We start from the raw sequence: 12,915 nt of genomic DNA on the forward strand, positions 1-12,915 counted from the left end.
GTATGGAAGAGCTCTGCCTACACCCCCGGGGACCGCACCATGAAGACTTTCGTCGGCAAGCCGCTCGGCGCCGCGTGCGCCGTGGTTCTCGGCACGCTCCTCACCGCGTGCTCGGCGCCGGCCGCGGGGGAACCCGCGGCTGCGCATCACGCCCACGCGGCTCCACCGGCCGCCGCCAAGCCGGCGACCGCGGCGAGCATCGACCAGATCGGCGCCGCGCTCGGCTGCCCCAGCCCCGACGTGCAGATCGACGCCGACGAGCTGCGGCAGGCCGTCTGCCGGACGTCCGCGGCCCACTCCGTCCTGGTCACCTTCACCACGGGCAAGGGCCAGCGCGACTGGCTGGACGCCGCCCAGCCGTACGGCGGCACCTACCTGGTGGGCGAGCGCTGGGTGGTCGTCTCCGACCCGGCGGTGCTGGAAGGCCTGCGCGCGAAGCTCGGCGGCGCCATCGAGTCGACGCAGCACCACTGACCAGGACCGCGGCACCCGGCTGAGAGGATGGGCACATGGCCCCGGTCCTCCGTCTGATCCGCGCGGCCGCCTTCGCGGCGGTCTGCGTCGTGGTCTCGGCCTGCGGCCACCTGTTCGCCGGCGGCGGCGCGATATCGGGGTCCGCGCTGGTGATCAGCCTGATCGCGTCCTTCGCCCTCGCCCTCGCCTGCAACAGGCGCGAGCGTACGCGGGAAGCCGTGCTCGCCGCGACCGTGCTCGCCCAGCTCGTCCTGCACCAGACGTTCGCGCAGGTCGCGCCCGGCGGCGTCACCTCCACGGACCACGGCCACACGAACGCCGGCATGGCGCTGGTCCACCTGACCCTCGCGCTGGTCAGCGGCTGGTGGCTGCACCAGGGCGAGAGCGTCGTGTGGACGATGCTGCGGCTGTGGGGGGTCGCCCCGCTGCGGCTGCTGCTCCTGGTGCTCGCCTCGCCCGTACGGGCTCCCCGGTGCGTGCGGCCGGTTCGGTCCGCCGGCCGGAGCGGTCCCCGGCGCTCCCTGGAGTTCACGGCGGCGGTGCACCGGCGCGGCCCGCCCGCGCTCGCCAGCGCCGGCTGACGTACGCGTCCCCCGGCGCCCCGTGGTCATCAGGTGCGCGCGTCGTCACAGCCGCGCGCCCGCTCGGCATACCCGGCTGAGGGCCGGGCCTGTACCTACGGAGTTGCACGATGGCGATCGCGCCGCGTTCCATCCTGGCCGCGCTGATATGCGGCCTGCTTGTGGTGTTCTGTTCTCCCGCCGCACTGGCTCACGACTCGTTGAAGGCGAGCTCACCGGCCAAGGACGCCACCGTCACCTCGCTCGACGAGATCGAGCTGGAGTTCACCTCCCGCGTCCGCATGCCCTTCGTGGCCCTGCGCGACGCCGGGGACCGGCAGGTGGACCTCGGCGAGCCGCAGGTCGAGGGGAAGTTCGTCCGGACCGAGGTGCCCGAGCCGCTGCCGGCCGGGAAGTACGTCATCGCCTGGCGGGTGGTGTCGTCCGACGGCCACCCGATCGAGGGCGAGATCCCCTTCACGGCCGAGGGCGAGCCCTCACCGGAGCCGTCCACGCCGACCCCGGCCGCCGAGCGGAGCACGCCGCCGAGCGTCCCCGCCGAGACCACCGCGCCCGCGGCGCCGGAGAGTTCCGCCGTCGCCGCGGCCGAGGCGGGCGACGGGATCCCCGGCTGGATCTGGGTGGCCGCCGCGGCGCTCGCGCTGGTGGGCGTCGGCCTCTGGCTGGCGGGTTCCAGGGCGAAGCGGCCGGAGTGAACGGGCTGACGCCGGGGTTCTTGCGGCCCCGGCGCCGGTCCATCGGAACACCGGCTCCTTCAGGACGGTGACCATGTGACCGGGCTGACAGAGGTGGTCATGCCGTTGAGTACGAGCCTGAGCATGGGGGCGACGGTGCCGCCGAAACCGGCCCGCGCCTGCGCCGCTCCCGCGGATCGGGGGTCCATGCCCTGGTGGGAGCGGTAGTTGGCGAAGCTGACCACGCGGAGATCCGGCAGCACCAGCCAGGCGTAGGCCTGGTCGGGTGCGACGGAGGGGTTCTGGATCACGAGTCCGGAGCTGTTCAGCGGTTCGTACGGGCCGGTCAGGCTGGGCGCGGCGAAGCCGTACAGCCCCGTGGGCGCACGGTCGGCCGGGTGGAACGAATGGCGGTGGGTGGAGAAGAAGAGGTAGTACCAGGAGTCGTGCACGATGACGTGCGGTCGCTCCAGCTCGTGGTTGACGCCTTCGGCGACGAGCAGGGGCGGAAGCAGGGACCAGGCGCCGTCCCGTGACTCGGCCAGGGCGATCGCACCGGTGAAGCCGTCCTCCCAGGCGGTGGACGCGGCGACGAGCAGGTAGTCGCGCCCGTCGGCCGGGTCGCGGAACCAGCCGGGATCGCGGAAGGCTCTGATGCGGCCCGGCGCCCCGTCGGACTCGTCGGCCGGCAGATACGTCAGGCCGTCGGAGCGCAGGACCTCGCGGTGCTCGGCGTCTCGTCCCAGCAGGACCCCGCCGCGGTCCGCGACCAGGGCGGGGCGGGTCTCGATGACGCTCTGCCGGTAGGTCGGGCGTGCTTCGCCCCGCCGTCCGGCGGCCGTGTAGAACACGGACACGGTGCCGTCGGGCCGGCGGACCGCTGACCCCGACCATTCACGGCTGCCGGGCGAGGCGCCGTCAGCGAAGGCGTTCCCCAGGTCCTCCCACGCGTCGCCGCTCTTGCCGAGCAGGCGGATCCGGGCCTGGTCATGGCGCTCTTCGGGATGACCGAGGGCGGGAGCCGACAGGGCCATCCACAGTTCCCGGCCGTCGATCACGCTCGGTGAGCCGTCCTCCTCCTGAATCGGCCACAGGTCCCACAGATCGAGGTCCGGCAGGATCCTCGGCAGGGCCGGGGGATCGATGACGGGAGCCGTGGCCGTGCCGGTCTCGGTGAGCTGATCGAGGTGCCGGCGGGTCCATGGGGCGCCTGACCGTCCTCGGGAGTGCATGGATGATCTCTTCTTTCACTGGTGGGATGTGCTCTGTCGGTCACGCGAAGCAGCGCATGGCGAGTTCGACGGCGCCCGTGATGCCGGCGTGGTCGCCGAGCGAAGGGCTGACCACGTACTCGTCCATGGCGGCCCGATCGGTCAGCGCCGAGATCGCGGGGTAGCCGGCGGCGAGGTCGAACGCGCGTGCCCTCGTTCGTCCCATCAGCCCGGCGCGCTTGGTGACGCCACCCCCGACGATGATCCGCTCGGGTGACAGCGCGTAGGTCAGGTTCATGACGGCGTGGGCCACGTATTCGGCCTCGAGCTCCCACGCCGCCGGGTCGTCCAGGTCCTCGGCGCGCTGTCCCCACCGCCGGCGCATCGCCTCGCCGGAGGCGAGGCCTTCCAGGCAGTCCCCGTGAAAGGGGCAACTGCCCGCGAACGGGTCCCTGGTCCGATCGTGCGGGATGCGGACGTGGCCGAACTCCGGATGCAGCAGACCGTGCAGCGGCCGGCCGTTCACCACCGCTCCCACGCCGATGCCGGTGCCCACGGTCATGTAGGCGACCGTTCCCAGCCCTCGTCCCGCTCCGCGCCGCCACTCGCCCAGCGCGGCGGCGTTCACGTCGGTGTCGAGGCCGACGGGAACGCGCAGCGCGGCGCGCAGCGGGGAGACGACGTCGGTGCCGGACCACCCGGGCTTGGGCGTGGCGGTGATGTGGCCGTACGTCGGTGAGCCCGTCCGCAGATCGACAGGGCCGAAGCTGCCCACGCCGACCGCGGCGAGCGTCCGGTGGTCCCGGAAGAACCGCACGGCGGCGGTGATGGTCGTCTCCGGTGTGGTCGTCGGTATCACGTGGGTCGCGAGCACCTTCCCGTCGGCGTCGGCGATCGCGCAGACCCACTTCGTCCCGCCCGCCTCGATCCCGCCGTAGAGCGGCGGCGCGCTCATCGCCGTCATCCTTTCAACGAGCCCTGCAGCAGGGCCTTGACGAAGTGACGCTGGAAGATGAGGAAGATCACCAGCGTGGGGGTCAGGATCAGCAGTGATCCGGCGCAGAGCAGCGGGATGTCGGTGCCCCACTGGCCCTGGAAAGCGCCCAGCGCGCCGGACATCGTCCGTTTGGCAGGGTCGTCGACCAGGACGATGGCCAGCAGGAACTGGTTCCAGGTCCACAGGAACAGCAGGATGCCCAGGGACGAGATCGCCGGCATGGCCAGGGGGACGTGAATGCGGCGGAACAGCTGCCAGGTAGTGGCGCCGTCCATCCGGGCGCTCTCGGACAGCTCCCCGGGCATGTTGACGAAGTGGGCGCGCATCCAGAAGACGCTGAACGGCATGAACAGGCCGATGAGCGGCAGGATGATGGCCCACCGCGTGTTGAGGAGTCCCATGTCGCGGATCTGGTAGTACAACGGCGTGATGATGCCCTCGAACGGGAGGGTCAGACCGAGCACGAACAGCAGGAAGATCACTCGTCCGCCGATCACGCGCAGGTGGCCGATGGCGAAGCCGGCCATCGTGCCCAGCAGGATCGAGATCGGGACCACACCCAGCACGATGAGCCCGCTCGACTTCAGCAGTTCGCCCATGTTGGCCGCCTCGAAGGCCCGCACGAAGTTGCCCCACTGCGGGTCGTCCGGCCAGGCCAGTCCGGCCGGGTAGGTGCGCGAGGGGTGCAGGGCGGTGACGAACAGGCTGAGGAACGGCAGAAGCGTGACCGCCATCATGAGGATGAGCAGGAACCTGCCGGTCCACGCCTCCCGCCACGCGATGCTCATCGGTCGCCGTCCTTCGCGAACCACTGGATCGGAAGGGCGCAGGCGATCACGAGGACCATGAGCACCACGGCCAGGGCCGAGGCCATGCCCACCTCGCGTTCGGAGAAGGCGAGGTAGAAGATCTGCAGGCCGGGCACCATGGTCGTGTTGCCGGGCCCGCCCTGGGTGGAGATGTAGATGATGTCGAAGCTGGCCAGCGCCGCGATCACGGTCACGGTGACGCAGACCGCGATCTCCTGGCGCAGGCTCGGGACCGTGATGGAGACGAACTCCCGCCACGGCCCGGCGCCGTCGAGCCGGGCCGCCTCGTACAACGCGGGATCGATCTTGCTCATGCCGGCCAGGAGCAGCAGCGTGCACAGGCCCAGCAGGACCCACGCGCCGATCATGCCGACCGCGGGCAGGGCGGTGGCGAAGTCACCCAGCCAGGCCCGCGTCACCCCGCCGAGGCCGATGAGCGAGAGCAACTGGTTGATCACTCCGGTGGAGGCCAGCAGCCAGCTCCACGCGATGCCGGCGGCCACCAGCGGGATGACCTGCGGCAGGAAGAGCACGGTCCGGGCCACGACGGCAAGCCTGCTCTGGGCGATGCGCCTGATCGTCGCGGCGATCGCCAGGCCCAGCACGACGGGGATCGCGCTGAAGAACACGATCAGCTGAAAGGCGTTGACGAGCGAGTCGAACAGGTCGGGATCGGTGAAGACCTTGCCGTAGTTGGCCAGCCCCACCCAGGTGGAGGCGCCGATGCCGTTCCAGTCGTACAGCGAGTACTGGAACGTCAGGGTGATCGGGCGCAGCACGAACACCGCGTAGAAGGCGAGCGCCGGGGCGACGAACAGCCAGCCGACCAGGCCGCGCGTGCCGCCCAGCATGGTCACGACCGGCCGCCGGCGCGCGGCTCGGGCGCCGGCACGGCTGCTCATCACCGGTCTCAGTTCCCTTCGACCTGGGCGGCGTAGTCCGCCTGGACCGTCTTCAGCAGTTCCTGCGGCGTCTGCTCTCCGCCCACCAGCTTCTGCAGTTGCGGCGTCCAGCTCTTGGCGTAGATGGCGCCTGTGGCGTTGGCGATGAAGTCCATCGCGCCGTTGTCCTCGGCGATGTCCGCCCCGGCCGCCAGAGTGCTCGCGGTGACCTGGTCCGAGGCGACGTCCGGCATGTAAGCGTCGGCCGGTCCCATCGGACGCGATCCGCCGACCTCGACGCCGATCGTGCGTGCCTGCTTGTCGGTGGCCACCCAGTCGAGGAAGAAGGCGGCGCAGTCGGCGTTCTTGGCGTTCGCGGCGATGCCGAAGGTGAGGGGGGCCGACATCGCGGCCAGTTTGCCGCCCTGCTGGGCCGGCGGCATCAGGGAGAAGCCGACGTTGCCCGGCATCTGCTTGTCGAGGTTGCCCGACTCCCAGTCGCCGTTGAACATGAACAGGCCCTGACCGTCGATGAAGCGGCTCATCATGGTCGCGTAGTCGACCGCGTTGACGTCCTTCTGGAAGTATCCTGCCTTGATCCATCGCTCCAGGTGCTGGACGGCCTGCAGGTTCGACGGGGTGTCGATGCTGGCGCCGGGCTTCTGGAAGATCCAGTCGTTGATGGGCCCGGCCGGGCCGTAGGAGGCCATGAGGTTTTGCAGCGGGAACGCCAGGCCGCCGGTGGCGCCGCCGTTGAACTGGACGATGGGCGTGATATCCGCCTTCTTGGCCTTCTCCAGCACCTCGTCGAACTCCGCCAGCGTGGTGGGCGGGGCGGACATCCCGATCTTGGTGGCGAGCTCCTTGTTGTAGAAGACGCCGGTCATGCTGGAGTTGAGCCCCAGGGCGTACAGCGAGCCTTCGCCGCGCGGCCGCCCGCCCTGGCCCAGGCGCAGCTGCTCAAGTTGGGAGGCCGGCCACTCGTCCCAGCCGAACGCCGTCGCGTAGCCGTCCAGGTTCTTCAGCAGGTTGTCCTTGACCAGCTCGGAGACCTGGGGCAGGCGCATCAGGTCGGGCGGGTTGTCCGCCAGCACGCGCGGCGCGTTCTGGGTGATGACCGCGAACTGGTCCTCGCGGAGGTTCCACGTGACGTTCGGGTGCTGCTTGGTGAACTCGGTGGTCAGCGCCTTGGGCAGCGGGAAGCCGGTCTCGAAGTAGCCGCTCATGGTGATCGGCTCCGTCCCGCACGTGGGTGCGGAGGACACCGGCGACGAGGCGGTGGCCTGAGGCTGCGGGTTGTCGCTGCCGGGCGCCGCGCAGGCGGCGGCCAGCGTCCCCATGGCGATCACCAGCGCGGCCCCGGACCTGCCGCGGCGACCTCGACGAGCCATGTGCGTCTCCTCTGCTGCTTGGGACGATCGGCGCCGGGCGGCGTCCGCCTCCGTTGCTAAATCGGGTTAGCGCCGATAGTCTCATCCTGCGCGTCGCAGGATGTCAACCCCCTGTAACACACTCTTGACGACCGGAGGTTCTGGGTGAGTCCACGACGGGTCACGCTGGCCGATGTGGCCAAGGCCGCAGGTGTCTCCCGCCCGACCGCTTCGCTGGTGCTGTCCGGCCGCGGCCGCGAACTGCGCATCTCCCAGGACGTCGAGGAGCGAGTGCTCAGAGCGGCCGACGAGTTGCAGTATCGGCCCAACATCGTCTCCGTGGGCCTGCGCAAGGGCACCTCCCAGACGATCGGCTTCATCTCCGACACCGTCGCCACCTCGCGCCTGGCCGGCGACATGATCAAGGGAGCGCTGGAGGCCGCCCGGGACCGGGGCTTCATGCTGTTCATCGGTGAGACGGAAGGCGACCCCGAACTCGAACGCCTCCTGCTGCAGACCATGCAGGACCGCCAGGTCGAGGGGCTCATCCTGGCCTCGATGTTCACCAGGACCATCAAGGTCCCCAAGAGCATGACGGCCTCACCCGCCGTGCTGCTCAACGCGCTTCCCCAGGAGCCCACGCCCTTGCCCGCCGTCCTTCCCGACGAGGTCGAGGCCGGCCGCCTGGCCGCCCGCGTCCTGCTCGACGCCGGCCACCGCGACGGGATCCACCTGATCGGTGCCGGGCCGGGCCTGCGCGACGTACCCTCGGACAGCGTCGCGGCGGTGGAACGGCTCATCGGCATCCGCGAGACCCTCAGCGAGGCGGGAGTCGAGGTGGCGGGCGCTCGCAGGTGCCCCGACTGGCAGCCGGAATACGGCCTCGCCGCCACGCGCGACCTTCTGGGTACCGTACGGCCGCGTGCGCTGATCTGCTTCAACGACCGGATCGCCATGGGGGCCTACCAGGCACTCGACGACTTCGGGCTCAAGGTGCCCGCGGACGTCTCCGTCGTCTCCTTCGACGACCACCCCATCGCCTCGTGGATGCGGCCCAAGCTGACCACCGTGGCGCTGCCCCACTACGAACTGGGCCGCAAGGCCGTCGACGTGCTGTTCACCGAGATCGACCGCGACCGCTCGGACACCGGCCGGGTGGGCGACGTGCACCGGGTTCCGATGCACGTCCACAGCCGCGAATCCGTCACGCCGCGGCCTGAGTAGGCGCCGCGGGATCGTCCCGTTAGCCTGATCCGTATGGACGACGGTGTGGAGATCATCGCTTTCCCCGACGCGGAGGCCTTCGAGAACTGGCTGGCCGAGCACCACACGCGGGCGGAAGGCGTCTGGGTCAAGGTGGCCAAGAAGAAGTCCGGCATCCCGTCCGTCACCGAGGACGAACTGGTCGACGTCGGGCTCTGCTGGGGCTGGATCTCGGGGCAGCGACGCGGCCTGGACGACCTCCACTACCTGCAGAAGTACGTCCCGCGCCGCCCCAGGAGCCTGTGGTCGCGGGTCAACGTCGACAAGGTCGCCGAGCTGACGGCCGCGGGGCGGATGCGCGAGCCGGGGCTGGCCGAGGTGCGTCGCGCCCAGGAGGACGGGCGGTGGGATCGCGCGTACGAGTCGCAGAAGAACGCGACGGTGCCGCCCGACCTCGCCGCCCTGCTGGACGCGGACCCGGCTGCCCGGCAGGCGTTCGAGGCGCTCGACAAGACGGGCCGCTACCTCGTGATCCTGCCGCTGCTCCAGGCTTCCACCCCGGAGATCCGGCAGGCCAGGCTCGCCAAGGCGCTGGAGGCCCTGGGGACGGGTAGTGGAGACCGCTCCGCTTGAGGACAGCTGGATGCAAGTGATCCACAAGGTCGACAAGCTCAGATATCCGTCATGACGAACCAGAATAAAACCGGCGCCTTCGCGCGCACGAGCCGCCGAATCGCCGCAGCCGTGGTGGTCGCCGCCGCGTCCCTCGCCATCATCGGCACCGCGGCACAGGCGAAGCCCAGGTACGACGACTATTACCCCTGCTGGGTCGAAGACTACGGCTGGATGTACTGCAAGGACGTCGGCTAGACGTACTCTTCGCAGCGCGGGATCCGGTCAACCATCGACGGCGTCCTCCGGGGGAAGGTCGACCTGGAGGACGCGTTCGATGAGGGTCTGCCAGCTTTCGGCCAGGGGGTGGGCCGCTTCCATGGCCGGTGGCGCGGCGTCCTCGTCCATGGACAGATAGAGCAGCAGCGGGCCTTCCAGTGCGGCGGTGAGCTGGACGGCGAGGGTGTCCGGGTGGGGCAGGCGCGAGCCTGACAGACCGAGGAGCATGCGGATGTGGGGCCGGGTCATGGCGACCTCGCCCACGGGGATCGGCTGGGCGCGGTCCAGGGCGGCCCGGGCGATGGCGTGGTGTTCCAGGAGGAAGGCGATGCGGGCGCGGCCGTAGGCGATCAGGCGCTGCGCGGGGTCGGCGCCCGGGCCCAGCGGGGGTGGGCCCGACAGCACCCGCTCCTGGAAGCGGCGCTCCTCCTCGTCGAGCAGGGCACGGAAGATGCCGGCCCGGGTGCGGAAGCGGCGGAAGACGGTGCCCTTGCCCAGACCGGCGCGCTCGGCGAGAGCGTCCATGGTCACCTTCCGCGTCCCGTGCTCAGCGATCATCGCGCGGGCCGCCGCCAGCAACTGCTCGCGGTTGCGTGCCGCGTCCGCGCGCTCACCACGTGGTTTTCCCAGCGGCACGACAGGGAAGTTCACCCGATCAATCTAACCGGGAATGTTAACCGGGGTAAAGTCCGTTTCTCTGTCGAGAGACGCGGGCCCTGGAGCTCTCCGGGCCGTCGCGTGCGACCACCCCCGCGTTCCGCGGGAAGCATCCACCCTGAAGAAGTGATCGATCCATGCACCTGTTCCGACTCGACGCCAGCATCCTCCCGGCCGCCTCCGTCAGCGCCGAGATCGCCGACCGAGCCGAAGCCGAGTGGACCGCCGCCCACCCCTGGGGCACGGTGACCCGCCGCCACCTGGGCACCGACCCGCTGGCCGCCGACGCCTGGGCACAGGCCGCCACCGCCCGCTCCACCCCCGAGGCCGACCGCACCCCGGCGCAGCGCGACGCCCTGGCCCTGGCCGCCGGACTGGCCGGGGAACTCCAGAACGCCGACGCCGTGATCATGGCCGTGCCGATCTACAACTACGGCGTCTCCCAGCACTTCAAGACCTGGTCCGACCTGGCCATGGCGGGCGCGGCCAAGGGCACCCCGCTGCTGAAGGGCACGCCCGCCGTACTGATCACCACCCTCGGCGGTGGCTACGGCCCCGGCACCCCGCGCGACGGGTGGGACCACTCGACCCCCTACCTGAAGCGCGTCCTCGCCGACGTCTGGCAGGCGGACCTCACCCTGATCAAGTGTGAGCTCACCCTCGCCGCCACCACCCCGGGCATGGAGGCACTGAGGGACCTCTCCGCCCAGCAGCGCGCCGACGCCCTGGCCGCCGCCCTCGAAGCGGGCCGGTCACTGGCCAAGGCCTGATCCCCGACGGCGACGGCGGGCCCCACGTCCCTGGCGGCCCGCCGTCGCCTCTCCTCTTCACGACGAGGATCATCCGGATTCGGTGGGGAGGCCGGCGTCGGTCCAGTCCTCGATGCCCTCCCGGTACTTGCGGACGTCGGTGTAGCCGAGGGCGGTGAGCCGGTCGGCGACCTGGCCGCTGTTGGGGCACGCCGGGTTGGAGCAGTAGGTGACGATGGCGGCGTCGAGGTCGGGGAGCAGGGCGGGTGCGAGCCTGTCGACGTCTTCCCTGACCAGGGCGATGGCGCCCGGCAGATGCCGCTTCGCGTGGTACTCGCCGCCCAGCGCGTCGACGACGGTCACGGTGCCCGCGTCGATCGCGGCCTTCAACTCGTCCCGGGTGATGAGTGCGGTCATGCCGCCACCTCCAGAAGAATAGGACTATAGTCCGCTTATGTCTCGTGACAATAGCGGACCGCAGTCCGTTTCCGCAATCCCGTTGGAACTGCTTCTCAAGCCACCACCGAAGGAACGGGCGGACGCGGCACGCAACCGGGCCGCCGTGCTGGAGGCCGCGGCCCGGCTGTTCGCCGAACACGGCGTGGAGGCGGTGTCCATGGATCAGGTGGCCGCGGCCGCGGGGGTCGGCAAGGGCACCTTGTTCCGCCGGTTCGGTGACAAGTCCGGACTGGCCGCGGCCCTGCTGGACGCCCGCGAGCGTGTGCTGCAGGAGGCGATCCTGCATGGACCGCCGCCGCTCGGCCCCGGCGCGGCAGCCGGCGAGCGACTCGCCGCGTTCGTGGACGCGTACTTCGACTACCTGCTGGAGCACCTGGACCTGATCCGCATGTCGGAGACCGCGGCGCCGGGTGCCCGCTACCGGATCGGGGCCTACCGGTTCTGGCACCGCCATGTGGCGATCCTGCTCGACGGCACGCCCGACCCCGACTACACCGCCCATGCGGTGCTGGCCGCCTTGTCGGCCGAGCACGTGTCCGCTCTCCTGCCGGAGCTGGGCGAGAAGCGGATACGCGCCGGCCTTCATCGCCTCGCTCGTACGGCGGGATGAGCCCGCGCGACCGGCCACCCATTCCCCGCTAGAACCTCCCAGAACCCTTGACTCACACTCCGGTCAAATATACAAACGTTCATACACTGAACGAGGAGGCGGCCGTGACCACATACCGGACGGACGGGATGTCTCGGCGAGGATTTCTGGCGGGCACCGCGTCCATCACCGCGCTCGGCATGCTGGGCCTGGGGACGGCGGCGTGCGGAAGCTCGGCGGGAGCCGGCAAGACCACTGCCCGCATCGGGTGGGTGGAGCCGAAGACCGGCCGGCTCGCCGCCGCGTACAAGCCGATCTACGTCGGCGCGAGGCTGGCCCTGGAGGATCTCAAGGCGAACGGCGGGCTGCTCGGGCAGGCCGTTCAGGTCATGGAGGAGGACGACAAGGGAAGCCCGGCCTCACAGCCGGCCGTGGCGCAACGACTCATCCGGGAGGAGCCGACGTTCGTGGTCGGGCCGACCGGGAGCTCCCAGGTCCTGGCGTCGGTGACGGCCCTCGCCCGGGCGAAGCTGATCCAGTCAGCCTGGGGCGGCGCGGAACTGCTCGGGGACGGCGACCGCTTCCCCTACCACTACCAGCTCGTCTACAACACCACCCAGCAGGCCAGGGTGGCGGCGCGTTTCCTGCACGAGGTCCGCGGGCTCCGCAAGATCGGCATCATCGTCGAGAACTCCGAGTTCGGCACGTCGATCCGGGACGCCGTCATCGCGACCCTGCGCGACTCCTACTCCGCGAGGCCGGTCGCGGTCGAGGTGTTCGAGGTGGACGCCTCCGACATGACGCCGTTCGTCCGCAACCTCGAACGGGCCGGCGTGGACGGCCTCGGCCTGTTCACCGGCCAGCCGCAGGCGACCATCCTGATCCTGCGGGCGATGGCGGCCAGCGACTTCCACCCGGTGATCGTCTCGCACGACCTCAACTACATCGAAGCTCTCGGGGAGTTCCCCCGCGCGCTGCTCGACGGGTTCTTCGGCACGACGTACCGAGGGCTCACCTACACCGGCGAGGAGGAGCCGTCCGCCGAGGTGCGCGCGCTGGTCGAGCGGATCGACAAGCATCCGGACACCGCGGGTCTCGGCTACTCGGCGGTGACCAGCCCGTACTACGACTACATGATGCTGATGGCCAAGGTGATCGAGGAGACCAAGAGCCTCGAACCGGCGAAGCTCAAGGCCGCGCTCGACCAGGTCGACGGCTACCAGGGCGTTCGGGCGAAGGTGTCGTTCACCGCGAAACGGCACTCCGGCATCGCCGACGAGGACATCACGGTGGGCACCCTCATGTCGGCGAAGGAGCCGCAGAGCCTGGGTGGGGTCCTCCGGCGGCGCGCGGACGGGATGTGACCGGCC

Annotated in this window: 16 protein-coding genes; 9 read left to right on the top strand and 7 right to left on the bottom strand. The window is 70.5% G+C overall.

The window, feature by feature from the left end; genetic code table 11:
• Positions 1 to 39: 39 nt before the first annotated feature.
• The 3 genes from FR742_RS36015 (at position 40) to FR742_RS36025 (ending at position 1,750) form a co-directional block, all read left to right on the top strand.
• The gene (locus tag FR742_RS36015; RefSeq protein ID WP_148035751.1) at positions 40 to 474 is read left to right on the top strand and encodes a hypothetical protein; all 435 of its coding nucleotides are present in this window, start codon (positions 40 to 42) and stop codon (positions 472 to 474) included.
• A 35-nt stretch (positions 475 to 509) separates the two neighbouring features.
• Positions 510 to 1,055 (top strand): hypothetical protein, encoded by a 546-nt coding sequence (locus FR742_RS36020; protein ID WP_148035752.1) that lies wholly within the window; start codon positions 510 to 512, stop codon positions 1,053 to 1,055.
• Between the two features lie 110 nt (positions 1,056 to 1,165).
• The gene (locus FR742_RS36025) at positions 1,166 to 1,750 is read left to right on the top strand and encodes a copper resistance CopC family protein (RefSeq protein WP_148035753.1); all 585 of its coding nucleotides are present in this window, start codon (positions 1,166 to 1,168) and stop codon (positions 1,748 to 1,750) included.
• A gap of 59 nt (positions 1,751 to 1,809) precedes the next feature.
• Here the strand turns inward: FR742_RS36025 and FR742_RS36030 are convergent, their stop codons facing one another.
• The 5 genes from FR742_RS36030 to FR742_RS36050 are packed head-to-tail and all read right to left on the bottom strand — an operon-like array spanning position 1,810 to position 7,018.
• Positions 1,810 to 2,961, bottom strand: coding sequence for a glycoside hydrolase family 68 protein (locus FR742_RS36030; RefSeq protein ID WP_148035754.1), 1,152 nt, complete (start codon positions 2,959 to 2,961; stop codon positions 1,810 to 1,812).
• A gap of 40 nt (positions 2,962 to 3,001) precedes the next feature.
• Positions 3,002 to 3,895 (bottom strand): ROK family protein, encoded by an 894-nt coding sequence (locus tag FR742_RS36035; protein WP_148035755.1) that lies wholly within the window; start codon positions 3,893 to 3,895, stop codon positions 3,002 to 3,004.
• A gap of 5 nt (positions 3,896 to 3,900) precedes the next feature.
• A complete protein-coding gene (locus FR742_RS36040; protein WP_148035756.1) occupies positions 3,901 to 4,725 on the bottom strand; it encodes a carbohydrate ABC transporter permease in 825 nt (274 codons plus the stop codon).
• On the bottom strand, positions 4,722 to 5,648 hold the full coding sequence (locus FR742_RS36045; protein WP_148035757.1) for a carbohydrate ABC transporter permease: 927 nt from the start codon (positions 5,646 to 5,648) through the stop codon (positions 4,722 to 4,724). The genes FR742_RS36040 and FR742_RS36045 overlap by 4 nt, the downstream gene beginning before the upstream one ends.
• 8 nt (positions 5,649 to 5,656) lie before the next feature.
• Complete coding sequence (locus FR742_RS36050) at positions 5,657 to 7,018, bottom strand: ABC transporter substrate-binding protein (protein ID WP_148035758.1); 1,362 nt, start codon at positions 7,016 to 7,018, stop codon at positions 5,657 to 5,659.
• Between the two features lie 144 nt (positions 7,019 to 7,162).
• On the opposite strand from FR742_RS36050, the gene FR742_RS36055 reads away from it, so the two are divergent.
• Genes FR742_RS36055 through FR742_RS36065 form a run of 3 tightly spaced genes read left to right on the top strand, consistent with a single transcriptional unit; the run spans position 7,163 to position 9,070 of the window.
• Positions 7,163 to 8,221 (top strand): LacI family DNA-binding transcriptional regulator, encoded by a 1,059-nt coding sequence (locus FR742_RS36055; protein ID WP_148035759.1) that lies wholly within the window; start codon positions 7,163 to 7,165, stop codon positions 8,219 to 8,221.
• 33 nt (positions 8,222 to 8,254) lie between these two features.
• Positions 8,255 to 8,833 (top strand): YdeI family protein, encoded by a 579-nt coding sequence (locus tag FR742_RS36060; protein WP_148035760.1) that lies wholly within the window; start codon positions 8,255 to 8,257, stop codon positions 8,831 to 8,833.
• Positions 8,834 to 8,884: 51 nt separating this feature from the next.
• The gene (locus tag FR742_RS36065; RefSeq protein WP_148035761.1) at positions 8,885 to 9,070 is read left to right on the top strand and encodes a hypothetical protein; all 186 of its coding nucleotides are present in this window, start codon (positions 8,885 to 8,887) and stop codon (positions 9,068 to 9,070) included.
• 27 nt (positions 9,071 to 9,097) lie between these two features.
• Here the strand turns inward: FR742_RS36065 and FR742_RS36070 are convergent, their stop codons facing one another.
• Positions 9,098 to 9,742, bottom strand: a complete 645-nt coding sequence (locus FR742_RS36070; RefSeq protein ID WP_148035762.1) for a TetR/AcrR family transcriptional regulator — start codon at positions 9,740 to 9,742, stop codon at positions 9,098 to 9,100.
• Positions 9,743 to 9,885: 143 nt separating this feature from the next.
• Between FR742_RS36070 and FR742_RS36075 the strand changes: the two genes are divergently transcribed.
• Positions 9,886 to 10,518 (top strand): FMN-dependent NADH-azoreductase, encoded by a 633-nt coding sequence (locus FR742_RS36075; protein ID WP_148035763.1) that lies wholly within the window; start codon positions 9,886 to 9,888, stop codon positions 10,516 to 10,518.
• A 69-nt stretch (positions 10,519 to 10,587) separates the two neighbouring features.
• On the opposite strand, the gene FR742_RS36080 is transcribed toward FR742_RS36075, so the two are convergent.
• Positions 10,588 to 10,914 (bottom strand): rhodanese-like domain-containing protein, encoded by a 327-nt coding sequence (locus tag FR742_RS36080; RefSeq protein WP_148035764.1) that lies wholly within the window; start codon positions 10,912 to 10,914, stop codon positions 10,588 to 10,590.
• A gap of 82 nt (positions 10,915 to 10,996) precedes the next feature.
• Between FR742_RS36080 and FR742_RS36085 the strand changes: the two genes are divergently transcribed.
• A complete protein-coding gene (locus tag FR742_RS36085) occupies positions 10,997 to 11,566 on the top strand; it encodes a TetR/AcrR family transcriptional regulator (RefSeq protein WP_148035765.1) in 570 nt (189 codons plus the stop codon).
• A gap of 104 nt (positions 11,567 to 11,670) precedes the next feature.
• Positions 11,671 to 12,909: an ABC transporter substrate-binding protein gene (locus tag FR742_RS36090; protein ID WP_148035766.1), complete on the top strand. Its 1,239-nt coding sequence runs from the start codon at positions 11,671 to 11,673 to the stop codon at positions 12,907 to 12,909.
• Positions 12,910 to 12,915 lie beyond the last annotated feature (6 nt).

The sequence above is a fragment of the Nonomuraea sp. C10 genome (assembly GCF_008017515.1).
Lineage (GTDB): Bacteria > Actinomycetota > Actinomycetes > Streptosporangiales > Streptosporangiaceae > Nonomuraea > Nonomuraea ferruginea.